Annotated in this window: 23 protein-coding genes; 13 read left to right on the top strand and 10 right to left on the bottom strand. The window is 71.0% G+C overall.

Translation table 11 applies throughout. The features are described 5' to 3' along the window. The first annotated feature begins 15 nt into the window (after positions 1–15). Complete coding sequence (gene ftsY / locus ABTZ59_RS10245) at positions 16–1,218, top strand: signal recognition particle-docking protein FtsY (protein ID WP_351393677.1); 1,203 nt, start codon at positions 16–18, stop codon at positions 1,216–1,218. A gap of 144 nt (positions 1,219–1,362) precedes the next feature. Here the strand turns inward: ftsY and ABTZ59_RS10250 are convergent, their stop codons facing one another. Then, positions 1,363–2,025 carry a bifunctional DNA primase/polymerase gene (locus tag ABTZ59_RS10250; RefSeq protein ID WP_351393681.1) on the bottom strand — a complete coding sequence of 221 codons (663 nt, stop codon included), beginning with the start codon at positions 2,023–2,025 and terminating at the stop codon, positions 1,363–1,365. Between the two features lie 428 nt (positions 2,026–2,453). On the opposite strand from ABTZ59_RS10250, the gene nsdA reads away from it, so the two are divergent. The 5 genes from nsdA to ffh all read left to right on the top strand — a co-directional run bounded on the left by nsdA (position 2,454) and on the right by ffh (position 10,125). Further along, complete coding sequence (gene nsdA / locus ABTZ59_RS10255; RefSeq protein WP_351393684.1) at positions 2,454–3,935, top strand: transcriptional repressor NsdA; 1,482 nt, start codon at positions 2,454–2,456, stop codon at positions 3,933–3,935. A 342-nt stretch (positions 3,936–4,277) separates the two neighbouring features. After that, positions 4,278–5,570, top strand: a complete 1,293-nt coding sequence (locus ABTZ59_RS10260; RefSeq protein WP_351393687.1) for an ammonium transporter — start codon at positions 4,278–4,280, stop codon at positions 5,568–5,570. Further along, positions 5,567–5,905 carry a P-II family nitrogen regulator gene (locus tag ABTZ59_RS10265; RefSeq protein WP_351393689.1) on the top strand — a complete coding sequence of 113 codons (339 nt, stop codon included), beginning with the start codon at positions 5,567–5,569 and terminating at the stop codon, positions 5,903–5,905. Before ABTZ59_RS10260 ends, ABTZ59_RS10265 begins: the two co-directional genes overlap by 4 nt. Positions 5,906–5,941: 36 nt before the next feature. Continuing rightward, positions 5,942–8,410 carry a [protein-PII] uridylyltransferase gene (locus tag ABTZ59_RS10270; RefSeq protein WP_351393691.1) on the top strand — a complete coding sequence of 823 codons (2,469 nt, stop codon included), beginning with the start codon at positions 5,942–5,944 and terminating at the stop codon, positions 8,408–8,410. Positions 8,411–8,586: 176 nt separating this feature from the next. Then, positions 8,587–10,125 carry a signal recognition particle protein gene (gene ffh / locus ABTZ59_RS10275; RefSeq protein ID WP_351393693.1) on the top strand — a complete coding sequence of 513 codons (1,539 nt, stop codon included), beginning with the start codon at positions 8,587–8,589 and terminating at the stop codon, positions 10,123–10,125. Positions 10,126–10,235: 110 nt separating this feature from the next. Here the strand turns inward: ffh and ABTZ59_RS10280 are convergent, their stop codons facing one another. The 9 genes from ABTZ59_RS10280 to ABTZ59_RS10320 all read right to left on the bottom strand — a co-directional run bounded on the left by ABTZ59_RS10280 (position 10,236) and on the right by ABTZ59_RS10320 (position 19,111). After that, positions 10,236–11,444, bottom strand: coding sequence for a phosphopentomutase (locus ABTZ59_RS10280; protein WP_351393696.1), 1,209 nt, complete (start codon positions 11,442–11,444; stop codon positions 10,236–10,238). Positions 11,445–11,455: 11 nt separating this feature from the next. Further along, a complete protein-coding gene (locus ABTZ59_RS10285) occupies positions 11,456–12,616 on the bottom strand; it encodes an alanine racemase (RefSeq protein WP_351393699.1) in 1,161 nt (386 codons plus the stop codon). 2 nt (positions 12,617–12,618) lie between these two features. After that, positions 12,619–13,719: an aminotransferase class V-fold PLP-dependent enzyme gene (locus tag ABTZ59_RS10290; protein ID WP_351393702.1), complete on the bottom strand. Its 1,101-nt coding sequence runs from the start codon at positions 13,717–13,719 to the stop codon at positions 12,619–12,621. 1 nt (position 13,720) lies between these two features. Next, the gene (locus ABTZ59_RS10295; protein ID WP_351393705.1) at positions 13,721–14,698 is read right to left on the bottom strand and encodes a phosphotriesterase family protein; all 978 of its coding nucleotides are present in this window, start codon (positions 14,696–14,698) and stop codon (positions 13,721–13,723) included. Positions 14,699–14,745: 47 nt separating this feature from the next. Beyond that, entirely contained in the window at positions 14,746–16,113 is a 1,368-nt protein-coding gene (locus ABTZ59_RS10300) for a YhfT family protein (RefSeq protein ID WP_351393708.1), read from the bottom strand. A gap of 34 nt (positions 16,114–16,147) precedes the next feature. Beyond that, positions 16,148–16,504, bottom strand: a complete 357-nt coding sequence (locus ABTZ59_RS10305) for a DUF2620 domain-containing protein (protein ID WP_351393711.1) — start codon at positions 16,502–16,504, stop codon at positions 16,148–16,150. Positions 16,505–16,600: 96 nt separating this feature from the next. Next, positions 16,601–16,987 carry a PRD domain-containing protein gene (locus ABTZ59_RS10310; protein ID WP_351393714.1) on the bottom strand — a complete coding sequence of 129 codons (387 nt, stop codon included), beginning with the start codon at positions 16,985–16,987 and terminating at the stop codon, positions 16,601–16,603. Positions 16,988–17,147: 160 nt separating this feature from the next. Beyond that, positions 17,148–18,086: a GntR family transcriptional regulator YhfZ gene (yhfZ, locus tag ABTZ59_RS10315; protein WP_351393717.1), complete on the bottom strand. Its 939-nt coding sequence runs from the start codon at positions 18,084–18,086 to the stop codon at positions 17,148–17,150. Positions 18,087–18,229: 143 nt separating this feature from the next. Then, positions 18,230–19,111 (bottom strand): class I SAM-dependent methyltransferase, encoded by an 882-nt coding sequence (locus tag ABTZ59_RS10320; RefSeq protein ID WP_351393720.1) that lies wholly within the window; start codon positions 19,109–19,111, stop codon positions 18,230–18,232. A gap of 205 nt (positions 19,112–19,316) precedes the next feature. On the opposite strand from ABTZ59_RS10320, the gene proS reads away from it, so the two are divergent. From proS to rplS, 7 genes are all read left to right on the top strand, one after another. Next, the gene (gene proS / locus ABTZ59_RS10325; protein ID WP_351393724.1) at positions 19,317–20,732 is read left to right on the top strand and encodes a proline--tRNA ligase; all 1,416 of its coding nucleotides are present in this window, start codon (positions 19,317–19,319) and stop codon (positions 20,730–20,732) included. A 286-nt stretch (positions 20,733–21,018) separates the two neighbouring features. Further along, positions 21,019–21,612 carry a hypothetical protein gene (locus ABTZ59_RS10330; RefSeq protein WP_030351743.1) on the top strand — a complete coding sequence of 198 codons (594 nt, stop codon included), beginning with the start codon at positions 21,019–21,021 and terminating at the stop codon, positions 21,610–21,612. Positions 21,613–21,822: 210 nt separating this feature from the next. After that, positions 21,823–22,269, top strand: a complete 447-nt coding sequence (gene rpsP / locus ABTZ59_RS10335) for a 30S ribosomal protein S16 (RefSeq protein ID WP_129772198.1) — start codon at positions 21,823–21,825, stop codon at positions 22,267–22,269. Between the two features lie 2 nt (positions 22,270–22,271). After that, complete coding sequence (locus ABTZ59_RS10340) at positions 22,272–22,511, top strand: RNA-binding protein (RefSeq protein WP_351393729.1); 240 nt, start codon at positions 22,272–22,274, stop codon at positions 22,509–22,511. 106 nt (positions 22,512–22,617) lie between these two features. After that, complete coding sequence (rimM, locus tag ABTZ59_RS10345; protein ID WP_351393732.1) at positions 22,618–23,247, top strand: ribosome maturation factor RimM; 630 nt, start codon at positions 22,618–22,620, stop codon at positions 23,245–23,247. Further along, entirely contained in the window at positions 23,247–24,068 is an 822-nt protein-coding gene (gene trmD, locus ABTZ59_RS10350; RefSeq protein ID WP_351393736.1) for a tRNA (guanosine(37)-N1)-methyltransferase TrmD, read from the top strand. The genes rimM and trmD overlap by 1 nt, the downstream gene beginning before the upstream one ends. Before the next feature lie 129 nt (positions 24,069–24,197). Next, positions 24,198–24,548 carry a 50S ribosomal protein L19 gene (rplS, locus tag ABTZ59_RS10355; protein WP_129772195.1) on the top strand — a complete coding sequence of 117 codons (351 nt, stop codon included), beginning with the start codon at positions 24,198–24,200 and terminating at the stop codon, positions 24,546–24,548. Positions 24,549–24,550 lie beyond the last annotated feature (2 nt).

Genomic DNA, 24,550 nt, shown 5'->3' on the forward strand with positions numbered 1-24,550 from the left:
GATACTGGGAGCGTTATGGAAATCGTCATCCTTGTTGTAGTCATCGCCCTGGTCGCGGTCGGCCTCATCGGCGGCCTCGTGGTCGGCAGCCGCAAGAAGAAGAAGCTGCCGCCCGAGCCGCCGTCGAGCGCGCCGACCCTCACAGCTCCCCCTGCCGAGCCACATGTCGGCGACGAGGCGGAGGCACCGCACGACGAGCCGCGCCGCACGATCGAGGAGGTCGGCCTCCCGGACGGTACGCAGACGCCGGTCGCCGTCGAGGCGGAGGCGCCGGCGCCCGCGATCGAGATCCCCGAGCCGTCCGCCGGCCGGCTGATTCGGCTGCGCGCCCGGCTCGCCCGCTCGCAGAACTCCCTCGGCAAGGGACTGCTCACGCTTCTCTCCCGCGAGCACCTCGACGAGGAGACCTGGGAGGAGATCGAGGAGACCCTCCTGATCGCGGACGTCGGTGTCGCACCGACCCAGGAACTGGTCGAGCGGCTGCGCGAGCGGGTACGCGTACTGGGCACGCGGACGCCCGAGGAACTGCGCGCGCTGCTCAAGGAGGAGCTCGTCCACCTCCTGGGCACGGACTTCGACCGCGCGGTGAAGACCGAGAGCGGTCTCGACACCCCGGCGGTCGTGATGGTCGTCGGGGTCAACGGCACCGGCAAGACCACGACCACCGGCAAGCTGGCGCGGGTACTGATCGCGGACGGCCGCTCGGTCGTACTGGGCGCGGCGGACACGTTCCGCGCCGCCGCCGCCGATCAGCTCCAGACGTGGGGCGAGCGGGTCGGCGCGCGTACGGTACGCGGCCCCGAGGGCGGCGACCCGGCGTCGATCGCCTTCGACGCGGTCAAGGAGGGCATCACGGAGGGCGCGGACGTCGTCCTCATCGACACGGCGGGCCGACTGCACACCAAGACCGGGCTGATGGACGAGCTGGGCAAGGTCAAGCGGGTCGTGGAGAAGCACGGGCCGCTGGACGAGGTACTGCTGGTCCTGGACGCCACGACGGGCCAGAACGGGCTGGTGCAGGCGCGGGTGTTCGCGGAGGTCGTGGACATCACCGGCATCGTCCTCACGAAGCTGGACGGCACGGCCAAGGGCGGCATCGTGATCGCGGTGCAGCGGGAGCTGGGGGTACCGGTGAAGCTGGTGGGGCTGGGGGAGGGCCCGGACGACTTGGCGCCGTTCGAACCCGAGGCGTTCGTCAACGCGCTGATCGGGGACTAGCGCCTCTCGCGCCTGTCCGTCGTGCCGGCGGGGGTCGGGGCCTCGGCCCCCTCCCGCCACGACCACGCGGCCGTGCCCGAGGCGGCGCGGTGGATCACCGCGCCGGCCGGAGCGCCCGGCAGCCGACAGCCGCGCCTCCCGCGGTCAGGCCAGGCGGTGGCAGATATACGCCAGCGTGCCCAGGAGCAGCCTCGCCGGTGGGGGTTCGGCCCCGGTGTCCAGGGACGGCGGTCGTAGCCACCGCACCGGCCCCAGTCCCGCCACCTCCGACGGCGGCGCCATCACATACGCTCCCGGTCCCAGACCGTGCAGATCCAGGTCCGCGTCGTCCCAGCCCATCCGGTACAGCAGCTCCGGCAGCTCCGCCGCCGCGCCCGGCGCCACCAGGAAGTGGGCGCGGCCCTCGGGTGTCGCCATGACCGGGCCCAGGGGGAGTCCCATCCGTTCGAGCCGTACGAGGGCCCGGCTCCCCGCCGGTTCCGCCACGTCGATGATGTCGAAGCCGCGGCCCACCGGCAGCAGCACCGCCGCGCCCGGCACCTCCGACCACACCTTGGTGACGTCGTCGAGGGTGGCGCCCGCCGACACCTCGGGACTGAACGCCAGCGGATGGGCGCCCGGCGACGCACAGCCGGGCTCGCCGCAGGAGCACCGCGCGCCGGAGGCCCGCGCCGCGGGAACCGCGCCGGGAACGACGTCCCAGCCCCACAGGCCCGTGTACTCCGCCACCGCGGTGCACTCAGTGGTGCGGCCGCGGCGGCGCGAGCCGGACCGCATCTCCCGGATGCCGCCGATCGTGAAGCCCATGCCCCCTCCAACGGGTCGAACTCGCCGGTGGTTACGTCTCGCAGTCTGCCCGTGACACTCCGTCGCCATCGGGGCGGTCGAGGCGGCGCGAAGTGGCATTGGGGGTAGTGGGGCCGGATTCGCGCGCCCCGGTGTGCAGCGCTTCGGCCCGCTCCGATCGAAGTGCGTCAAGTCAATCGCGCCCGGCCGTGGGCGAGTTCATTCGAAGGGGTGGCGAATGGTGGCGATTGTGGAATCACCCTCGCTGGGCCCGTGATCGTAGGATTACTTTCAGTACACGAACCCGGGGTAAGGCACTCCCGCGGGTATGCCAAGGGCAACTCGGTTTCCTGTTCGAAGGGGGGCAACGGGCGGACAGGCACCCCGTGCTCACGGCATTCTGATAGCGGTTCGCGCGACAAGTGGCTTCAGCGGATGGGGGCGTTCCAGTGGGCGGCAGTGGCGCAGGCGGTACGACTACCGGCAAGCGCCCGAATGGGCAACTCGGCTCGTGGTTCCTGCGCAGTGGCTGGTCGAAGGGCGAACTGGCGCGTCAGGTCAACCGCAGGGCACGTCAGATGGGCGCGCATCACATCAGCACGGACACCTCGCGGGTGCGCCGCTGGCTCGACGGCGAGCAGCCGCGCGAGCCGATCCCGCGGATCCTCGCCGAGCTGTTCTCCGAGCGCTTCGGCGCCGTCGTGGCCGTCGAGGAGCTGGGGCTGCGCTCCGCGCATCAGTCGCCCTCGGTCTCCGGGGTCGATCTGCCCTGGGCCGGTCCCCAGACCGTCGCGCTGATCAGCGAGTTCTCCCGCAGCGATCTGATGCTGGCGCGGCGCGGCTTTCTCGGCACCTCGCTGGCGCTGGCGGCGGGTCCCGCGCTGGTGGAGCCCATGCAGCGCTGGCTGGTGCCCACCTCGGCGGGCGGCCAGGAACAGTCCGACGAGGAACCCGTCGCCACCCCGTCCCGCGCCACCCGGCTCTCCGGGCCAGAGCTGGATCTGCTGGAGTCGACCACCGCGATGTTCCGGCTGTGGGACGCGCAGTGCGGCGGCGGACTCCGGCGCAAGGCCGTCGTCGGACAACTCCACGAGGTCACCGACCTGCTCCAGGAGCCCCAGCCCGAGGCCACCTCGCGGCGGCTCTTCCGGTGCGCGGCCGAACTGGCGGAGCTGGCCGGCTGGATGAGCTACGACGTCGGCCTCCAGCCCAACGCCCAGAAGTACTTCGTCCTCGCCCTGCACGCCGCGAAGGAGGCCGGGGACAAGCCGCTCGGCTCGTACATCCTCTCGTCCATGAGCCGCCAGATGATCCATCTCGGCCGGCCCGACGACGCGCTGGAGCTGATCCATCTCGCGCAGTACGGCAGCCGGGACTGCGCCACCGCCCGGACCCAGGCCATGCTGTATGCGATGGAGGCGCGCGCGTACGCCAACATGGGCCAGCCCAGCAAGACGAAGCGGGCCGTGAGGATGGCCGAGGACACCTTCTCCGACGCCGGGGCCGACGGCGAGGTGGAACCCGACTGGATCCGATTCTTCTCCGAGGCCGAGCTCAACGGCGAGAACGCCCACTCGTACCGCGACCTCGCCTATGTCGCCGGCCGCAGCCCCACCTACGCCTCCCTCGCCGAGCCCGTCATGCGGCGCGCCGTCGATCTGTTCGCCCAGGACAACGACCACCAGCGGTCGTACGCGCTGAACCTGATCGGTCTGGCCACCGTCCATCTCCTCAAGAAGGAGCCCGAGCAGTCCACCGTCCTCGCGGAGAAGGCCCTGAAGGTGGCGGAGAGCGTGCGCTCCGAGCGGGTCAACACCCGGCTGCGCAAGACGCTCGACACCGCCGCCCGGGACTTCGGCGATGTCGCGGGCGTGGTCGATCTCACCGAGCGGCTCACCGCCCAGTTGCCCGAGTCCGCGGAGGCCGTCTGAGCGACCGGACGCACCCCGGCCGCCCGGCCGGACCCGCCGACCGCCCCGCCGAAAGCTCCGGCCGCGGCAGTCACCCCGTACAGCCCGACACGGCTCCCCCGCCGCCAGGACACAGGGTGACCGCCGCGGCCGGTTTCCGATGTCCGCAGAGGGTATCCGCGGCCGGCCGCCCAGATCCGTCGGTTCATCGGCACGTAACACACAGGACGTCTTCGTCACTGTCGTGAAACATCGAGCGGCATTGGCCGAAACCGCGCTGCGCCAATCTCCTCAGCACAGTCGGCCCACACCTAGCTTGAGCATCCGCACGGGGCCGTTCCCACCCACGAGGAGACGCTGGCCTTGAATGGCGCAGATACCGCATTCGTATTGATCAGTGCCGCGCTCGTCATGCTGATGACGCCCGGCCTGGCATTCTTCTACGGCGGCATGGTGCGGGTGAAGAGCGCCCTCAACATGCTCATGATGTCCTTGATCTCGCTCGGGATCGTCAGTGTGCTGTGGGTGCTCTACGGGTACTCGCTGACCTTCGGTGACGACATCGGCGCCGGTCTGCTGGGCAACTTCGACCACATCGGCCTCAAGGGCATCACGGTCGACACCCTGACCGGAGGCAACGAAGGCATTCCGGTCTTCGCCTTCGCCCTCTTCCAGCTGATGTTCGCCGTCCTGACCCCCGCGCTGATGAGCGGGGCGCTCGCGGACCGTGTGAAGTTCAGCGCCTGGGCGCTGTTCATCGCGCTCTGGGTCTCCGTCGTGTACTTCCCGATCGCCCACTGGGTCTGGCAGTCCGACGGCTGGCTCTTCAAGCTCGGGGTGATCGACTTCGCCGGTGGTACGGCGGTGCACATCAACGCGGGTGTCGGAGCGCTCGCCGCGGTCCTTGTCGTCGGCAAGCGGATCGGATTCAAGAAGGACCCGATGCGGCCGCACAGCCTGCCGCTCGTCGTCCTCGGCGCGGCGCTGCTGTGGTTCGGCTGGTTCGGCTTCAACGCCGGATCGGCGCTGGCCGCCAACGGCACCGCCGCCCTCATGGCCTTCAACACACAGATCGCCACCGGCGCCGCGATGCTCGGCTGGCTGATCTACGAGCGGGTCAGGCACGGCGCGTTCACCACGCTGGGCGCCGCCTCCGGCGCGGTCGCGGGCCTTGTCGCGATCACCCCGTCCGGCGCGGCGGTCAACCCCTTCGGCGCCCTGCTCATCGGTGTCGTCGCGGGCGCGGTCTGCTCCTGGGCCGTCAGCCTCAAGTTCAAGCTGGGCTACGACGACTCCCTCGACGTGGTCGGCGTCCACCTGGTCGGCGGTGTCATCGGCACCCTGCTCGTGGGTGTTCTCGCCACCGGTGGCGTCGGCGGACTCTCGCAGCTGGGCAAGCAGGCCGTCGGCGCCTTCGCGGTGATGGCCTACTCCTTCGTGGTCTCCTGGATCCTCGCCAAGATCGTCGATGTCACGATCGGCTTCCGCGCCTCCGAGGACGACGAGACGAGCGGCGTCGACATGGCGTACCACGCCGAGTCCGCGTACGACTTCAGCGCGGTCGGGGGTTCGCCCTCGGGCCGTAGTAGCGTCGCCGCCGCCAGCCAGGACGAGACCCTCGCCGCCGCGGCGAAGACCAAGAAGGTGGACGCATGAAGCTCATCACCGCAGTCGTGAAGCCGCACCGGCTGGACGAGATCAAGGAGGCCCTGCAAGCCTTCGGCGTCCAGGGGCTCACGGTCACGGAGGCCAGCGGCTACGGCCGTCAGCGCGGCCACACCGAGGTCTACCGCGGTGCGGAGTACACCGTCGACCTCGTACCGAAGATCCGCGTCGAGGTGCTGGTCGAGGACGGCGACGCCGAACAGCTCATCGATGTGGTGGTCAAGGCCGCCCGCACCGGCAAGATCGGTGACGGGAAGGTATGGAGCGTGCCGGTCGACACGGCGGTCCGGGTACGGACCGGCGAGCGCGGCCCGGACGCACTCTAGGCACGAGAGACGGGCACGAGAGACGGGAACGACTGGGTGACGAGCCTCGAAGAGACGACCGAACAGGCAGACTCGGGACCCAGCGGCTACGCGGCGGCCCGGCTGCGCCTCCTCCAGGAGAAGGCGCGGTCCGGGCCGCCGCGCCGTGCCGCCCTGGCCAGGCTGACCGACGGCTGGCTGAACGCGCTGTTCACCACCGCCGCCCTGGAGGCCGGGGTGCGCGGCGCCGCGCTCGTCGCCGTCGGCGGCTACGGCCGTGGCGAACTGTCACCGCGCAGCGACCTCGATCTGCTGCTCCTGCACGACGGCAGATCCGGCCCCGCCGCGATCGCCGCACTCGCCGACCGCGTCTGGTACCCGGTGTGGGACCTCGGGCTCGCCCTCGACCATTCCGTACGCACCCCCGCCGAGGCGCGCAAGACCGCCGCCGAGGACCTGAAGGCGCAGCTCGGACTCCTCGACGCCCGGCATGTCGCCGGGGATCTGGGCCTGGTCAGCGGCGTACGCACCGCGATCCTCGCCGACTGGCGCAACAGCGCCCCCAAACGCCTCCCCGAACTGGACGAACTCTGCCGGGAGCGCGCCGAGCGCCAGGGCGAGCTCCAGTTCCTGCTGGAACCCGACCTCAAGGAGGCCAGGGGCGGACTGCGCGACGCCACCGCGCTGCGCGCCGTCGCCGCTTCCTGGCTCGCCGACGCGCCCCGCGAAGGGCTCTACGACGCCCGACGCCGGCTGCTCGACGCCCGCGACGCCCTGCATCTGACCACCGGCCGGGCCACCGACCGGCTCGCCCTCCAGGAACAGGACCCGGTCGCCGCGGAACTCGGGCTGCTCGACGCCGACACGCTGCTGCGGCAGGTGTACGAGGCGGGGCGCACCGTCTCGTACGCCTCCGATGTCACCTGGCGCGAGGTCAACCGCGTACTGCGCTCCCGGGCCGTCCGCCCCCGGCTGCGGGCCATGCTCGGCGGCAAGCCCGCCCAGGACCGCAGCCCGCTCGCCGAAAGCGTGGTCGAGCAGGACGGCGAGGTCGTCCTCGCCCGTACCGCCCGCCCCGAGCGCGACCTCGTCCTGCCCCTGCGGGCCGCCGCTGCCGCCGCCCAGGCCGGTCTGCCGATCTCGCTGCACGCCGTGCGCCGGCTGGCCGCCGCCTCGAAGCCGCTGCCGGTGCCCTGGCCCGCCGAGGCACGCCAGGAGCTGATCACTCTGCTCGGCGCCGGTGAGTCGACCGTCCCGGTCTGGGAGGCACTGGAGGCCGAGGGCCTGATCACCCAGTTCCTGCCCGACTGGGAGCGGGTCCGCTGCCGGCCCCAGCGCAACCCCGTACACACCTGGACCGTCGACCGCCATCTCGTGCAGACCGCCGTCCAGGCGTCCTCGCTGACCCGCCGCGTGGGCCGTCCCGACCTGCTGCTGATCTGCGCCCTGCTGCACGACATCGGCAAGGGCTGGCCGGGCGACCACTCCGTGGCCGGTGAGGTCATCGCCCGCGACGTCGCCGCCCGGATCGGCTTCGACCGCGAGGACATGGGCGTCATCGCCACGGTCGTACGCCACCATCTGCTGCTCATCGACACCGCGACCCGGCGCGATCTGGACGACCCCGCGACCGTCGGCGCGGTGGCCGACCGGGTCGGCTCGCTCGCCACCCTGGAACTGCTGCACGCGCTCACCGAGGCCGACGCGCTGGCCACCGGGCCGGCGGCCTGGTCGGCATGGCGCGCCTCGCTCGTCGACGATCTCGTCGCCCGCGTGGCCGCCGTCCTCGCGGGCGACGAGATCGCGGAACCGGAAGCCGCCGCGCCCAGCGCCGAGCAGGAACGGCTGGCCGTCGAGGCGCTGCGCACCGGCGGTCCCGTACTGGCGCTGCACGCCCAGACCGAGGCCCCGCAGGACGACGGCGCACCCGAACCCGTCGGCGTCGAACTGCTCATCGCCCTGCCCGACCAGCCGGGGGTACTGCCCGCGGCGGCCGGGGTGCTCGCCCTGCACCGGCTGACCGTACGCGCGGCGGATCTGCGCGCCGTCGAGCTGCCCGCGGAGCTGGGCAAGGGCGCGGGACAGGGGAAGGTGACCACCGAGGTCCTGCTGCTGAGCTGGCGGGTGGCCGCGGAGTACGGCTCCCTGCCGCAGGCCGCCCGGCTCCGCGCCGATCTCGTACGGGCCCTCGACGGCTCGCTCGACATCCCGTCCAGGCTCGCCGAACGGGAGGCCGCCTATCCGCGCCGCCGTGGTGTCACCGCCCCGCCGCCGCGCGTGACCGTCGCGCCGACCGCCTCCCAGCTCGCGACGGTCATCGAGGTGCGCGCCCAGGACGCACCGGGGCTGCTGCACCGCATCGGCCGTGCCCTGGAGGAGGCGAAGGTACGGGTGCGCAGCGCGCATGTGTCGACGCTGGGCGCGAACGCGGTCGACGCGTTCTATGTGACGAACGAGCGGGGCCGGCCGCTGACCGAGAAGGCCGCCGCCGGGCTGGCCCACGCGGTGGAGGCCGCCCTGCGCTGACGGTCCGCCTCGTCCGCGCTCCGTATGTCGTCCGCTGTCGTCCGCGCTTCGTACGTCCCGGTTATCCACAGGGCAGACCGCACCGCGCGCGGCCGGATACCCTGGGGGACGGTCTGTCCTTCACCGCGCGGGACAGCCCCCCTCATCCGCCCCCGACCTGAGGATCCGCGACCACCGTGTTCGACACTCTCTCCGACCGCCTCGCAGCCACATTCAAGAGCCTCCGGGGCAAAGGGCGCCTCAGCCCGGAGGACATCGACGCAACGGCCCGCGAGATCCGTATCGCCCTGCTCGAAGCCGACGTCGCGCTGCCCGTCGTCCGCGCCTTCATCGCCAAGGTCAAGGAGCGCGCGGCCGGCGCCGAGGTCTCCCAGGCGCTGAACCCGGCGCAGCAGGTCATCAAGATCGTCAACGATGAGCTCATCGGCATCCTCGGCGGCGAGACCCGTGTCCTGCGCTTCGCCAAGCAGCCGCCCACCGTGATCATGCTCGCGGGTCTCCAGGGCGCCGGTAAGACCACCCTCGCCGGAAAGCTCGGCCTCTGGCTGAAGGGCCAGGGCCACACCCCCCTGCTCGTCGCCTGTGACCTCCAGCGTCCCAACGCCGTCACGCAGCTCTCCGTGGTCGCCGACCGCGCGGGCGTCTCGGTGTACGCGCCCGAGCCGGGCAACGGGGTCGGCGACCCGGTCAGGGTCGCGAAGGACTCCATCGAGTACGCGAAGACCAAGCAGCACGACGTGGTCATCGTCGACACCGCGGGCCGCCTCGGTATCGACGAGGAGCTGATGAAGCAGGCCGCGGACATCCGCGACGCGGTCAGCCCGGACGAGGTCCTTTTCGTCGTCGACGCGATGATCGGCCAGGACGCGGTCAACACCGCGGAGGCGTTCCGCGACGGTGTCGGCTTCGACGGCGTGGTCCTCTCCAAGCTCGACGGCGACGCCCGCGGCGGCGCGGCCCTCTCCATCGCGCATGTCACCGGCAAGCAGATCATGTTCGCCTCGAACGGCGAGAAGCTGGACGAGTTCGACGCGTTCCACCCGGACCGTATGGCGTCCCGCATCCTCGACATGGGTGACCTGCTCACCCTGATCGAGCAGGCGGAGAAGACGTTCAGCCAGGCCGAGGCCGAGAAGATGGCCTCCAAGCTGGCGAGCAGCAAGGGCAAGGACTTCACGCTCGACGACTTCCTGGCGCAGATGGAACAGGTCAGGAAGATGGGCAGCATCAGCAAGCTGCTCGGCATGCTCCCGGGCATGGGACAGATCAAGGACCAGATCAACAGCATCGACGAGAAGGACGTGGACCGCACCGCCGCGATCATCAAGTCGATGACTCCCGGGGAGCGTCAGGACCCGGTCATCATCAACGGCTCGCGCCGGGCCCGGATCGCGCGGGGTTCGGGCGTCGAGGTCAGCGCCGTGAAGAACCTGGTGGAGCGGTTCTTCGACGCTCGCAAGATGATGTCGAAGATGGCGCAGGGCGGCGGGATGCCGGGGATGCCGGGCGTTCCGGGGATGGGCGGCGGTCCGGGCCGCACGAAGAAGAAGACGAAGCAGGCGAAGGGGAAGCAGCGGTCGGGCAACCCGATGAAGCGCAAGGCGGAGGAGCAGGCGGCGCTGGCGCGCCGTGAGGAGGCGGCGAATGGCCTGCCGGCCGGGGGGCAGGACAAGTCGTTCGAACTTCCGGACGAGTTCAAGAAGTTCATGAGCTAGTCAGCGGGTTGCGGGGTTGCGGGGTGCGGGTTGTGGGTTGCGGCCTCGTCGTCGTGGACCGGGGCCCCGCCCCCCCCGGCACCACGACGAACCCGCGCACGGCACCGGGCTCAGCGAGAGACCACACGGTCCCCGCGCACGCTCCGCCGCAGCCACGCGTCCGCGTCCGCGCCTACCTCCGCCAGCGTCCCCGCGTCCCGCGCCAGTTCCGGGCCCCCGCCGTTCGCGGTGTACGTCAGGACCGGGACGTATTCGCGTGTGTGGTACGCGTGGCCGATCGTCGGGTCGTTGCCGTGGTCGCCCGTCACCGTCAGCCGGTCGCCCGGCCCCGACAGCAGCCCGAGCAGCGCCGACAGGCCCGCGTCGGTCTGTTCCAGGATCCGGCCGTAGCGGTCGGTGTCCTGCTGGTGCCCGGCGAGGTCCGTCTCCTGGACGTTGGTGACGATGAGCCCGTCACCGGGGGCGCGTACCGCCTCCAGCGTGTGCGCGAGGACATCCGCCGTCCGGACAGCCGGCCGCCGCACGGCGGCATCGCACGCCAGGATGTCCGCCGCCTTGCCGATCAGCGTCACCGGGATGCCCGCGCGGGCCGCCAGGTCCGGGAGCTGGCGGGTGTGGTCCAGGTCCGCGCCCAGGTGCTGGACTTGGAGTCCGCCGTTGCGGTAGAAGCCGCTCGCCGGGGTGTCCAGGCCGACCGTGCCGCCGTCCCCGTCGCGTACGTACGCGCTGAGGGGGCCGTCCGCGTGGCCGCCGACCGCGATGACGCGGGCCACGGGCGCCACGGTCCTTACCGTACGGGCGATCGCGAGGATCCGGTCGAAGGGCAGGTCGTCCAGGCGGCCCGAGACGTTCCAGTTGATGCCCGGGTCGGCCTCCAGGTTGTCGTGGACGAGTGCCGCGCCGTCGACGAGGAGCAGGGGCCGGCCGTCGAGTGGTTCGGCGCGGTGGCCGGCCGCGGTCAGGGCCGCGATCACCTCGGGGAGATGATCGGCCAGCCGGGCCACCGTGACATGGCTGAAGTCCGCGCCCATCATGGTCTGGTGGCCCGCGTAGGTGTCCGCGCCCGGGTAGCCGAGCGCCGCGCGGCCCGCGGTCACCGGCAGCCTGGTGGACCTGGCCAGGTCGGGGTGGGGATGGACCAGGCCGAGGCCCAGTCGTCCCAGCGCGGGCAGCCGCAGCGGGCGGCCCAGGGACGCGCGGCAGTGGTCCAGTACATGCCCGCAGGTGTCGGCCGCGACATCGCCGGGCCGCAGCTCCCCCGCGTCCGGCATCGCGCCGATCCCGAATCCGTCGATGACGAGGATGACGGTCTTGCTCATGGGGTGGCTCCTTACAGGGCCCGGCCCCGCGCGTCGTACAGCCCGGTCAGCCGGGGTTTCCCGGTGGAGAGGCCGGCGACGACCGCGACGGTCGAGCGGGTGACGAAGATCTGCGTACGGAAGGCGAGTACGGCGGTGTCCCCGGCCCGCACCTCGCCGGAGGGGGGCGCGTCCAGCAGGCGGTAGTAGTCGATGTTCTCGGCGGGGGCGCCCTGGACCGGAAGGCGCAGACCGGTGCGCGGCATCAGGGCGGTGCGGATGCCGGCGCGGCCATAGAAGCCGCCGCCGTGGAGCGCGGGCCGGCCGTCCGCGAGAGTGTGGGCGACCTCGCTGACGTAGACGTAGGCGGGCCGTTCCGGCTGGCGGGGGTCGATCGCGTGGAGCGGCGTGGTGCCGGTGAGCGAGTGGCCGGGCTCGCCGTGGGTGGCGCCCAGTTCGGCCAGCAGCGGCAGGGTCGCCATGGAGGTGGCGCTGGGAGCGCTGAGCGCGACGGGGTGGTGGCCGCGGGCGGTGAGCAGTTCCCTTGCCTTGAGGGCGAGCTCGAAGTTGGGGGTGGGGGCGGGCAGACCGGTGACCGGGTCGCACAGGACGCAGGGAAACGCGGTGACCCCGGCGATACGGATCGACGGCAGTTGTTCGACGGCGGCCGCGAACTCGTCCAGCGCGTCGAGCGGTACGCCGCCCTCCTGGCCCGGGTAGACGGAGCCCGGCACGCCTTCGAGACGTACGAACACGTCCTGGACGAGGCCCACTTCACCGGCGGCCGCCGAGACGGCCCGCGCGTTGGCAAGGTCGAAGACGGTCACCGCCTCGGGCCGCCAGGACAGCATCTCGGGGAGGTCGCGGCGGGGGATCTGGACGAGATGGCCGAGGTTGCCAGCCCGTGCCCCGGCGGCGTGCAGGACGCGCGCCTCGGACGCGTCGATCGCGGCGAACCGGGGGATGTGCCGGGCGACGGCCCGGATCAACGCGGGGTTGCGGCCGAACTGTTTGACCACGAACCACAGCGAGATCCCGAGCCGCTCGGCCTCGGCAGCCAGCAGCGCGGCGTTGGCCTCGACGGCGTCCGCGTCCATGACATACGTGTCGGGCGGGACGGCACCGGAGCGGTGCAGCGCGGTCGCCGTGTCGACGAGCGCGGGGTTGCGGGAGAGGACGGTGTCCAGGAACACGATCAGCCCTTCAGGTCGTGCAGCGAACGGCGGAGGATCCCGATCACGAGATCGGCTCCGGCCCGCATGGGGTTGATCCGTACGGTCCAGTCGGCGAGTCCGGGTTCGTCGTCGAGCGACGAACGGGACATCCGGTAGACGAGCGGCGCGATCTCGTAGCGGGAGTTGGAGCCCACGGGATAGGGCGCGGCGCCGTGCCGCGCGGCGACGGCGGGCAGCTCACGGGCGACCGGGCGGTCGAGCCGTACCAGCAGACAGCGGTCCTGGGCGTTGGCGATCCGTACCTCGGCCACGCCCGGTACCTCACCGGCGGTGAGCCGCTTCGCGATCTCCGCGCCCACCTGGGACTGGAGCGCCCACAGGACGGGGACATGGGTGAGCGCGCGCAGCGCGTCGAGCGCCTGGTGGCCCTGGACCTGGCCGCCGCCGGAGTAGTTGTCGGCGCGCAGGCGCCCGACGAGATCGCGGGCACCGACGACCGCGCCGACGCCTTCGGGGCCGTGCAGTTTGAAGAGGGAGAAGCACGAGGCGTCCGCGCCCAGCTCCACGCCGGAGGCGGGGACGCGCATCACCGCGTAGTTGTCGTCGACGACCGTACGGACGCCGGCGGCGCGGCAGTCGGCGAGGACCTCGCCCGGATCGTAGGAGTCGGCGAGCCGCTGCCGGCTGTGCTGGACGTACGCCCAGGAGAACGCGCCGGACTCCAGGGCGCGCCGGAGCGCCGTGCGGTCGTTGAAGTCGGCCTCGGTGGTACGGACCCCGAGGCCGCGCAGGGTGACGGCGGTCGTCCGGTAGACCGGGGCCCGGTGGATCAGCAGCGGGTCACCGGGGGAGACGGCCGCGCCGAGCGCGGCGCGGATCGCGCCCGTACCGGCGCCCTGGACGAGCGCCGCGTCCTCGGCGCCGAAGTAGTCGGCGAGTACGGCCTCGACGCGGGCGGTCGTACGGGGGCGGCCGAGCCCCGGTACGACTCCGGCGTCCGCCTCGAAGAGCTGAGGTCCCTCGAAGTGCTCGGCGGTGCACTCCAGGAGCCGGAACTGCCGCCGGGCCGCGTCCTCCAGGGTGACGGTCGCCAGCGGGAAGGTCCGCGGGAGCTCGGGCATCTCAGATCACCTCGATGTCGGTGTCGGTGTCGATTTCGGTGGCGGTATCCGGGTCGGTGCCCGTCAGGAAGCGCAGCGGATTGCGCCGGGTCATCAGATCGATCGTGTCGTCGTCCACGCCCGCCGCGCGCGCCTTGGGCAGGAAGGACCGGAAGAGATGTCCGTACCCCTGGCCACCCTCCGACTCCAGGTAGCCGTGGCGCGAGATGTCGCAGCTGAGCAGAGCGCGATCCGCGTGACCGGCGTCCAGCAGGGCGAGCAGCAGCCGAAGCCGGGTGTCGTCGCTCTGGTAGGACTCCTTGCCGACGGTGTCGAAGGCGACATACGCGCCGCTCGCCGCCAGTTCGCGGTGGACGGCGGGATCGTCCAGCAGATCCTGGTGGCCGATGGAGATCCGGTGCGGCGCCAGGCCCGTACCGGTGAGCAGTTCGAGCTGGGCGAGCCCGCCGCGGCCGAGCTGGGCATGGGTGGCGACCGACAGCCCGGTGGCGAGCGCGGCGTGCGCCGAGGCGAGCAGCGCGCGGCGCTCCGGCTCGCTGGGCAGGTCGCCGTGGCTGCCGATCTCGCCGAGGACACCGGGGCGGATCCCGGTGGAGTCGAGCCCGTCCGTGATCTCCCGGACCAGCGTCGCGGTGAGCGTGTCGACGGGTGTGCCGCCGATCTCGTCCCGGTGGAAGGGCTCGTAGTACCAGCCGGTGGCCGCGACCACCGCGACCCCGGACTCCTCGGCGACACGCGCCAGCGCGCGCGGGTCGCGGCCCATGCCGCGGCAGGTCAGCTCGATGATCAGGGAGAGCCCGAACTCATCGCGCAGGGCGGTCAGTTCGGAGGTGACCGCCGCCAGATGGCGTCCCGGGTCGAGGACGGCGGCGCCGTCACCCGTACGGTCGAGATCGAGGACGAGATGTTCATGGGAGAGGGCCGGGCCGCGCACGGCGGAGACGGGCAGCGGCCCGGCGACGGTGGTGAGACGAGGCATGAGAGTGGGGGTGCCTTCCTGGCGGGTCCGTCCGGACCCTCGTGGGGTCAGCCCTTGACCGGGGTGAACAGATCCAGCCAGTAGAGGATGTTGAGGAGAACGCCGCCGGCGATGACCGCCGCGGGCGCCGCCGCCATCCGCACCACGGGCCTGCCCATCGCCTCGTTGAGGAGATAGAGCCCGCCCACGATGAGGATCGCGAGTCCGCCGCCCATGACATTGGCCGCGAGCAGTGAGCCGAAGAGGATCGCCAGTTGCAGGGTGTCGGTGATCGCGCTCCGCAGATGCTCGGAGGAGTCGCGCACGCTCGGCAGCTTGCCCAGAACCTTGCCGATGGAGGACAGGGCCAGCACTTCGAGGGCGAAGACCGCGGCGCCGACGACGGCCGCCAGGATCGGGTTCGGCATCAGATAGCCGATGGGGTAGACGAGTGTGAAACCGGCGATGCCGTACGCGCCGGAGGCGAGCGCGGTCGTCGCGATCAGCGGGATGAAGCCGAAGACCCGGTAGAAGTCGACCTGCGCGGCTTCGCTGTACTGGCCCTTGGCGATCAGGAAGCTGGTCGCCTCGCCGCCGCCGAAGACATGCATCTGCGCCAGTACACAGACGCCGGCGCCCAGCACCATGAACAGCGGCAGATACCGGCGCAGCCGCAGCGCGCCGGCGCTGAAGAGCGAGGCCATCGGATCGTCCGGGGCGGTCACGGACTGTCCCGTACCCGAGGTCTCCTCGCCGGCCGCCAGCGCGACGGCCCGGTCCTCCTTGCGCTGGAGCAGATCCTTCCGTACGGCGAAGCCGATGAGCAGCAGTACACCGGCCGCCATCGCCAGTGAGCCGGCGAAGACACTGGGCCAGAGCTTCATCGTCATGATCACGAGCGCCAGCTCCAGCACGGCGGCCAGGCCGCCGCGCAGCCGGCCGAACTGCTTGGTGATGGCGAGCACCGGGAAGAGCGTGAAGAGGAAGAGGATCGGCGTCGACATCTGCTGCATCGCCGTCAGGAAGTCGACGGGCAGATCGTGCGCCACGTCGTTGGCGCCGCTGAGGCCGAAGACGACCACCGCGCCCCAGGCGCCGCCGAGCAGCGGCGCGAGCCACTTCCGCGGCGCGAGGATGCCCAGGATGTCGGTGGGGAGGAAGAGCAGCCAGGGGTTGAGCACACCGCTGGACAGCGCCATCGGGGCGCCGAGGCCGAAGATGAAACCCGCCGAGAGGCCGAAGGAGACCGCGGTGGTGGCGCTCCGCTTGGCGCGTCCCTGGATGAAGTCGAGCATGAAAGGGCGTACGCCGTCGTTGAACACGGCCAGCGCCATGTGCGAGACGAAGGCGGTCAGCGCGCACAGGGCTATGACAAAAAGCTTCTGCGTCAGCGAGAAGTCCAGACTGGTACTCGCTGCGAGGACGGTGCTGCTCACGGGGTCTCTCCTCCGGTCCCTGACAGGTCTTCGGTCAGCCGCGCGCGGTGAGGGCGCGGGCCATGATCGGGGCGATCACGTCGATCTGGTCGATGGCGAAGCCGAAGACCTTCTTGCCGTCCGCCAGCAGGGCGGCGACCTCGTCCTCGGTGGGGACATGGCGGCCGAAGGTGTGGCAGAGCGGTCGGCCGAGGAGGCCGACGAGGATGCCGAGGGAGGCGCCGGCGCCGGTGTGACAGGTGCCGAGGTAGTAGTCGGCCTGTCCGGCGCGGAGTTTCATCGCGGCGTCCATGTCGTTGGAGACCGTGATCTCCAGGCCGTCGAGGCCGAGTGCGGAGACGGTGTTGGCGACCTCGGTCTTGCCGACGCCACCGGTGAGGATCTTCGTCATGGCTGGGTCCTTCGCGCTACGAGTGGTGAGACCTATGAGTGGTCCTAAGAGCGGTCCTACGAGTGGTCTTACGGGTGGTCCTACGAGCGGTGAGTCCTACGAGTGGTGTGAGGCGGGGGAGTTCTGGGCCAGTACGGCGAGATGCAGTCCCAGGAAGTTGATCTCGGAATCGGGAAGCGGAGCGCCCAACTCCCGTTCTGCGCGGACGGAGATCGCGCGGGCCCGGGCCACGGCCTCGGGATGTCCCGCGAGTTCGGCCGCCACCTGCTCGTCGGTCTTGAACTCCTCGATCGGCGCGCCGTCGAGCAGCCGGTCGAGGGCCATCATCAGATGGCTGGTGAGCATGCCCGCCGTGGCCTCGGTGACGGTATGGCCCTTGGCGGCCAGGGCGGCCAGCTCCTCGGTCACGAACGCGGCGACCTCGGGCCTGACCTGGCCGCTCTCGCGGAACAGCCGGACGCGGAGGGCGAGCTGGTCGTCCATGGTTGTCCTTTCCTTCGATTCCTTGGGGGCCGATTCCTCGGGGGCGGATTCCGCAGGGTCCGATTCCTCGGGCGGAGGGATCGGACAGTAACCAGGATTTTGTATTTTCTGGCTGCGCGTGGGCTCCCGAGGTGTCCTTTCGCGCGGGCGGGCCGGGCGGTCAGTACGAGGGCGTGCGCTCACCGCGCAACACCTCGGCCTGGAGGGTGGTGACCACCGACAGATCAAGGGACTCACGTACGGCGCCGAGCGCCTTCGCCCCCTCCGTCCTGCCGATGATCGCCGCTCTGGAGTTGCGCAGCGCCAGATCGCGGGTGACCTCGTCGCCGAGCGGCAGGACGTCCACGCTCGTGCCGAGCAGCCCCTGCACCTCATCGAGGTTCCAGACGGTGGCGTCGGCCCGATCGTGTTCGAACAGCTCGCGCAGTTGCATGTACGAGGCCTCGATCCACTCGATGTCCGAGCGCCCGGCGAACGCGCGCTCGGCGAGCATTCGTTGATCCTCGGAAGCGTGGTCGATGGCGACGCGCAGCCCCGGGGTCCCCGGGTCGGAGCCGCGCCGCATCAGCAGTCCGTGCGCCCCGACATAGGTGGCCGGGCCCAGATCCGCGACCAGCTCGACCGGATGGTCCTCGATCAGCCGGTCGGCGGCGAAGCGCGAGAGGACGACGAGATCGGCCTTCCCTTCGAGGAGCGCGGTCGTACGGGCGCCGGCGCCCCGCATGAAGGTGATCGCGAAGGGCGCGCCGGCCTCCTCGAAGGCGGCGCGCAGCCCCGTCGCCAGCCCCTCGTACCGGCGGGAGTACGGCAGCGGCATCGCGGCGAGGAGCGTGCCGAGTCCGGAGAGCCGCCACAGTATGGAGCGGTCCGAGCGGACGAGGAAGGTGCCCAAATGGCCCCGGGCCGTCGTCTCGATCGCCTCGGCGTTCTCCAGCAGCTGGAGCGCGGCCTGGACGGTGCCGTTCCCGACGCCCAGCTCCACGGCGAAGTCCCGCACGCGCGGCAGGCGGGTCTCCGGCTCGTGGTTCAGCAGGAGAACCGCCAGCTGCCGGGCCGCGAGGCCGTTGCGGGTCAGGAAACGCTCGTCGAAGCCAGTCACGAACGAGACAGTAAACAGGATTCTGGATACTGTCCAGGGTTCCGCACCGGTCCGTTTCCGGGCCGAGGCCGGGGCCGGGTCCGCGGGTCCAGGCCCGGGGCCGGGTCCCCAGGAAGTCCGGGTCCGCGCCCCGGTCCGGGTCCTCAGGAAGTCCGGGCGATCAGATACCGGAAGACATTCGGCATCCAGACCGTGCCGTCACGGCGCAGATGCGGATGGAGCGCCTCGCCGATCTCCTTCTCCACCAGCCGCCGGTTCGTCGTCCGGATCGCGCCGTCGAACACCCCCGTCGACAACAGGCCACGGACCGCGCTCTCCTGGTCCGCGTACCCGAACGGGCAGGCCACTCGCCCCGAACCGGCCGGCTTCAGACCGGCCCGCGCCGCGATCTCCTCCAGATCGTCGCGGTGCCCCCGCCGCCGGGCCTCCTCGCGTGGACGCTCGCTCAGCCGGCCCGCGATCCGCAGCACACCGTCCGTGGCGCAGCGCTCGGGCGGACCCCAGCCCGCGAGCACCACGGGTGTACCGCGCCGGGCCAGTGGTATCGCCTCGTCGAGCGCGGGACCGAGCCCCTTCGCGTCGCCCGCGACGGAGCCGATCGGCTGGAAAGCGGTGATCAGGTCGTACGGTGAACGGCCGGGCCCCGGCGCGGCGTCGGCCATCCGGTCCACCGGCAGCAGCGTGCCCGCGTCGGCCGCACGGTCCGCCCGGCCGTCCCGTTCCCGGTCGGCGCGCAGCCGCTCGCGGGCCAGCGCCAGCCGCTCGGTGTCGGAGTCGACACCGGTCACCCGCGCACCCCGCGCGGCCGCGAGCAGCAGGGCGAGCCCCGAGCCGCAGCCGAGACCGAGCACCCGGGTCCCCTCGCGGACCTCCAGCCGCTCGTACACCGCTTCGTAGAGCGGCACCAGCATCCGTTCCTGGATCTCGGCCCAGTCGCGGGCGCGCGCGCCCGCGTCGGGGAGAACCGCCGGTGCTGCGCCGGGGTGCGCGAACCGCTGGTGGTGCCGGCCGAGCGTACGTGTCATGGATAGCGCCCCAATCCGCCAAGAGGTCGGTCGTGCCCTGATGGACAGCCCCCCCGTGTGCGTGCGCGCGTTCTTCCCCCGTATGCCAGAGAACTCCGCATCCGTGCCCGCGTCCAGTGGGCGGCGGGAAAAGCGTGTATGCCCCGGGCGTGCGCCCCCGCGCGCATGGCCGGTTCCGTACGCCCGAGCCCGTACGATGCGCGCCATGGCGAAGGCACCAGTTCTCACGCCCCGGGCGGACGACTTCCCGCGTTGGTACCAGGATCTGATCAACAAGGCCGAACTGGCCGACAACGGGCCGGTGCGCGGCACGATGGTGATAAGGCCATATGGGTACGGGCTGTGGGAGCGGATGCAGCAGGAGCTGGACACCCGTATCAAGGCGGCAGGCGCCTCGAACGCGTACTTCCCGCTCTTCATCCCGCAGTCGTATCTGACCCGTGAGGCGGCGCACGTCGAGGGTTTCGCGCCCGAACTGGCGATCGTCACCCACGGCGGCGGCAAGGACCTTGAGGAGCCGGTCGTCGTACGGCCCACCTCCGAGACGATCGTCAACGAGTACTTCGCCAAGTGGGTGCGCAGTTACCGCGATCTGCCCCTGCTGATCAACCAGTGGGCCAATGTCGTCCGCTGGGAGATGCGCCCCCGCGTCTTCCTGCGCACCACCGAATTCCTCTGGCAGGAGGGCCACACCGCCCATGCCGACTACGAGGACGCCAGGGACTACGCCGCGCACATCCACCGCAACGTCTACGCGGACTTCATGACCGAAGTCCTCGGGATCGATGTCGTCCTGGGCCGCAAGACCGCGCGCGAGCGCTTCGCCGGGGCCGTCAACACCCTGACGCTCGAAGGGATGATGGGCGACGGCAAGGCCCTCCAGCTGGGCACGAGCCACGAGTTGGGACAGAACTTCGCGCGGGCCTTCCACACCCGGTATCTGTCGAAGGAGGGCACCGAGGAGTTGGTCTGGCAGACCTCCTGGGGCGCCTCGACCCGGATGGTCGGCGGACTGATCATGTCGCACGGCGACGACGACGGGCTGCGTGTGCCGCCCCGCCTCGCCGCCGTCCAGGCCGTCGTGCTGGCCATCAAGGGCGACGAGCCGGTCCTGGCCGCCGTCCGCGAGACCGCCGACCGGCTCCGGCTCGCCGGCGTCCGGGTCATGATCGATGACCGTACCGACATCCCCTTCGGCCGCCGCGCCGTCGACTGGGAGTTGAAGGGCGTGCCCGTACGGATCGAGATCGGCCCGCGCGATCTGGAGAACGGCACCGCGATGCTCGTACGGCGGATCCCCGGCGGCAAGGAGCCGGTGGCCGTCGGGGCCCTCGCCGGGCTGCTGCCCACGGTCCTGGAGGACGACCAGGCACTGCTGTTGACGCAGTCCAGGGCGCACCGCGAGGCCCGTACCGCCGAGGTCTCCACCGTCGAGGAGGCCGCCGAGGCCGCCGCCGCGGGCGGTTGGGCACGCATCCCCTGGGCGACGCTGGGTACCTGGGGAGAGGCGGCTCTGGCCGAGCTCGGGGTCTCCGTACGGTGTCTGGTCGCCGAGGACGGGGCGGTGCCGGAAACGGATGATGCGGCGGGTAGTGTCGCCATTGTGGCCCGTGCGTATTGAGCGCATCCGTCACCAGGAGTCCGGCGAGTCCCTGGGAGGTCGCGCCGACGGCGCAACTCCCCCGGCGGACCTCCTCCTCAAGGGGAAGCGCCGGTGTACGTAGATCGTCTACGCGTCGAAGCGTACGTGTCGCTACGTACCACCTTGGGAGGAGCTGTGAGGCTTCTCCGCAGATCAGCGCACCCGCCCTCGTCCGGACGCATCAAGGGCAACTGACGGGTACGTGCAAATTATTTGAGATGCCCCGTAATGGAACCCGAGAGGGCTCCGGCTCGTTATTCACGACGTGAGCACGACACCACCTGTTCTCGCCGCAGAGCTGGCGCAGGCGTGGGCCGATATTCAGCGGTCCCACCCCGAGCTGCCGGATCTTGCCGCGCCAGAGTCCCTGATCGGAGAGTCGTCGTCCGCCTGTGGCGCCGAGCTCTCCTTCGAACGACTGCTTCACGAAGCGGTCCACGGCATCGCCGCGGCCAGAGGTGTCCGCGACACCTCCCGGGCGGGCCGCTATCACAACCGCCGATTCCTCGCCATCGCCGAGGAGATGGGCCTGGACCATCCCGAGGAGCCGCATCCCAGCAGCGGTTTCTCCCTGGTCTCGCTCAGTCCCGAGGCGAAGCGGCGGTACCGCCCCACCATCGAACGATTGCAGCGCGCCCTCAAGGCGCACACGGTCGCGACGGCCGCCGACACCAAGCGCAGCTTCCGCGGCCCTGCCGCGAGACACGGCTCGTCCGGCGGCGGGGTACGCGTCAAGGCCGTCTGTGACTGCGGGCGCAACGTACGGGTCGTACCGTCGGTCCTCGCCCAGGCCCCGATCGTCTGCGGCGGCTGCGGCAAGCCCTTCCGTATCCCCGAAGTGGTCGGTGCCGCGGGCTGAGTCAGCGGCCGTCCCGGCCGCTCCCGTCCCCTGCCCGCCGCCGCGTCATGCCCGGTCGCGGTCGTATGGCAGAATGGCCAGCTGTACTCGACAGTCGCACAGGACCCCTCTCTCCTCCGGCTGACGCGTCCATCGGGCGGATCGGGTACCGCAACCCCACGCGGCATCCCGTTGTGCCCAACCACGTCAAGACCAGGAGACACCACTCCAGTGGCAGTCAAGATCAAGCTGAAGCGTCTGGGCAAGATCCGTTCGCCTCACTACCGCATCATCGTCGCCGACTCCCGTACCCGCCGTGACGGCCGGGCCATCGAGGAGATCGGTCTGTACCACCCGGTGCAGAACCCCTCGCGCATCGAGGTCGACTCGGAGCGCGCGCGTTACTGGCTGTCCGTCGGCGCCCAGCCGACCGAGCCGGTTCTCGCGATCCTCAAGCTCACCGGTGACTGGCAGGCACACAAGGGCCTGCCGGCCCCCGCGCCGCTGCTCCAGCCGGAGCCGAAGGCCGACAAGCGCGCCCTCTTCGAGGCCGCCGCGAAGGACGCCGGCGACGAGCCCAAGGGTGAGGCGATCACTCAGAAGGCCAAGAAGTCCGACAAGAAGGCCGACGAAGCCGGGACCGAGTCCTCGGCCGCCGCCGAGTCGACCGAGGCCTGAGCATGCTCGAGGAGGCTCTCGAGCACCTCGTGAAGGGCATCGTCGACAATCCGGACGAAGTGCGGGTGGCCTCGCGCAACCTGCGCCGCGGCCGTGTGCTGGAGGTCCGGGTGCACCCGGACGACCTCGGCAAGGTGATCGGCCGCAACGGCCGCACCGCACGTGCTCTGCGGACCGTCGTGGGCGCCATCGGCGGCCGCGGCATCCGTGTCGATCTCATCGACGTGGACCAGGTCCGCTGAGACAGCAGAACACCGGCAGGGGCCGGGAGGGCCACGGCCTTCCCGGCCCTCGCTGTTTCCCGCGCGTGATCGTGACGCGTGATCGTGACAAGAAGGTGGAGTATCAGTGCAGTTGGTGGTCGGGCGGGTGGGCCGCGCCCATGGGATCAAGGGTGAGGTCACCGTAGAGGTACGGACGGACGAGCCCGAACTGCGGCTCGGCCCCGGCGCCGTACTCGCCACGGAACCGGCCCAGGCCGGACCGCTGAGGATCGAGACGGGCCGGGTGCACAGCGGCAGGCTGCTGCTGCGCTTCGAGGGCGTACGCGACCGTACGGGCGCCGAGGCGCTGCGCAATGTTCTGCTGATCGCGGAGGTCGACCCCGAGGAACTCCCGGAGGATCCCGAGGAGTTCTACGACCATCAGCTGATGGACCTGGATGTGGTGCTGGCCGACGGCACGGAGGTCGGGCGGATCACCGAGATCTCGCATCTGCCCTCGCAGGACCTGTTCATCGTGGAACGGCCGGACGGCAGCGAGGTGATGATCCCCTTCGTGGCGGAGATCGTCACCGAGATCGACCTGGAGGAGCAGCGGGCCGTCATCGACCCGCCGCCCGGGTTGATCGACGACAGGGCGGAGATCGCCTCCAGCCGGGACACCGACCCGGACACCGACCGGGACACCGGCCCGGCCGCCGACGCTGCCGGCGAGGTCCTGGGCGAGGACGGCGCGGCGGGTAAGGACGGCGGCTGATGCGGCTCGATGTGGTCACGATCTTCCCGGAGTATCTGGAGCCCCTGAACGTCTCACTCGTCGGCAAGGCCCGCGCGCGCGGCCGGCTCGACGTCCACGTACACGACCTCCGGGAGTGGACGTACGACCGGCACAACACGGTCGACGACACCCCCTACGGCGGTGGTCCCGGCATGGTCATGAAGACCGAGCCCTGGGGCGACGCGCTGGACGACGTCCTGGCGGGCGGCTACGAGTCGGGCGCCCATGGCCCGGTCCTGGTCGTCCCCACGCCCAGTGGCCGCCCCTTCACCCAGGAACTGGCCGTCGGACTCTCCGAGCGGCCCTGGCTGGTCTTCACGCCCGCGCGCTACGAGGGCATCGACCGCCGGGTCATCGACGAGTACGCGACCCGGATACCGGTGGTCGAGGTCTCGATCGGCGACTATGTGCTCGCCGGCGGCGAGGCGGCCGTACTGGTGATCACGGAGGCCGTGGCCCGGCTGCTGCCCGGTGTGCTCGGCAACGCGGAGTCGCACCGCGACGATTCCTTCGCCCCCGGCGCGATGGCGAATCTGCTGGAGGGCCCCGTCTACACGAAGCCGCCGCAGTGGCGCGGGCGCGGGATTCCGGATGTGCTGCTCAGCGGCCACCATGGCAGGATCGCGCGCTGGCGGCGCGACGAGGCGTTCCGGCGTACGGCCCTCAACCGGCCCGATCTGATCGAGCGTTGCGATCCCGCGTCCTTCGACAAGAAGGACCGCGAGATGCTCTCCATCCTGGGCTGGGCGCCGGAGCCCGGTGGCCGATTTTGGCGCAGGCCCGAGGCCATGGAAGAATAGGCCGCTGCCTTACGTCCGGCGTGCGCCCCTGCCACAGGGGGAACGACGCCCGCCCGACGCGAACGGCACATCGGACTCTCTCTCGATATCCGCTGATGACCTGTGGCATCAGCGAGGAAGCAGACCTTCATGGCCAGCCTGCTCGACGTCGTCGACGCATCGTCGCTCCGCAGCGACCTCCCCGCTTTCCGTCCCGGTGACACCGTGAACGTCCACGTACGTGTCATCGAGGGCAACCGCTCCCGTATCCAGCAGTTCAAGGGCGTGGTCATCCGCCGCCAGGGCTCCGGTGTCCGTGAGACCTTCACGGTCCGCAAGGTCTCCTTCTCCGTCGGCGTCGAGCGTACTTTCCCGGTGCACAGCCCGATCTTCGAGAAGATCGAGCTGGTCAGCCGCGGTGACGTCCGTCGCGCGAAGCTGTACTACCTCCGTGAGCTGCGCGGCAAGGCCGCGAAGATCAAGGAGAAGCGCGACAGGTAGGA

It is taken from the genome of Streptomyces sp. NPDC094034 (assembly GCF_040303865.1).
Lineage (GTDB): Bacteria > Actinomycetota > Actinomycetes > Streptomycetales > Streptomycetaceae > Streptomyces.

Coding starts and splice junctions, on each gene's coding strand:
- ftsY (WP_351393677.1), top strand. CDS start 16: ATGGAAATCGTCATCCTTGTTGTAGTCATCGCCCTGGTCGCGGTCGGC.
- ABTZ59_RS10250 (WP_351393681.1), bottom strand. CDS start 2,025: ATGGGCTTCACGATCGGCGGCATCCGGGAGATGCGGTCCGGCTCGCGC.
- ABTZ59_RS10265 (WP_351393689.1), top strand. CDS start 5,567: ATGAAGCTCATCACCGCAGTCGTGAAGCCGCACCGGCTGGACGAGATC.
- ABTZ59_RS10280 (WP_351393696.1), bottom strand. CDS start 11,444: ATGAGCAAGACCGTCATCCTCGTCATCGACGGATTCGGGATCGGCGCG.
- ABTZ59_RS10290 (WP_351393702.1), bottom strand. CDS start 13,719: ATGCCCGAGCTCCCGCGGACCTTCCCGCTGGCGACCGTCACCCTGGAG.
- ABTZ59_RS10295 (WP_351393705.1), bottom strand. CDS start 14,698: ATGCCTCGTCTCACCACCGTCGCCGGGCCGCTGCCCGTCTCCGCCGTG.
- ABTZ59_RS10305 (WP_351393711.1), bottom strand. CDS start 16,504: ATGACGAAGATCCTCACCGGTGGCGTCGGCAAGACCGAGGTCGCCAAC.
- ABTZ59_RS10310 (WP_351393714.1), bottom strand. CDS start 16,987: ATGGACGACCAGCTCGCCCTCCGCGTCCGGCTGTTCCGCGAGAGCGGC.
- ABTZ59_RS10320 (WP_351393720.1), bottom strand. CDS start 19,111: ATGACACGTACGCTCGGCCGGCACCACCAGCGGTTCGCGCACCCCGGC.
- proS (WP_351393724.1), top strand. CDS start 19,317: ATGGCGAAGGCACCAGTTCTCACGCCCCGGGCGGACGACTTCCCGCGT.
- ABTZ59_RS10340 (WP_351393729.1), top strand. CDS start 22,272: ATGCTCGAGGAGGCTCTCGAGCACCTCGTGAAGGGCATCGTCGACAAT.
- trmD (WP_351393736.1), top strand. CDS start 23,247: ATGCGGCTCGATGTGGTCACGATCTTCCCGGAGTATCTGGAGCCCCTG.
- rplS (WP_129772195.1), top strand. CDS start 24,198: ATGGCCAGCCTGCTCGACGTCGTCGACGCATCGTCGCTCCGCAGCGAC.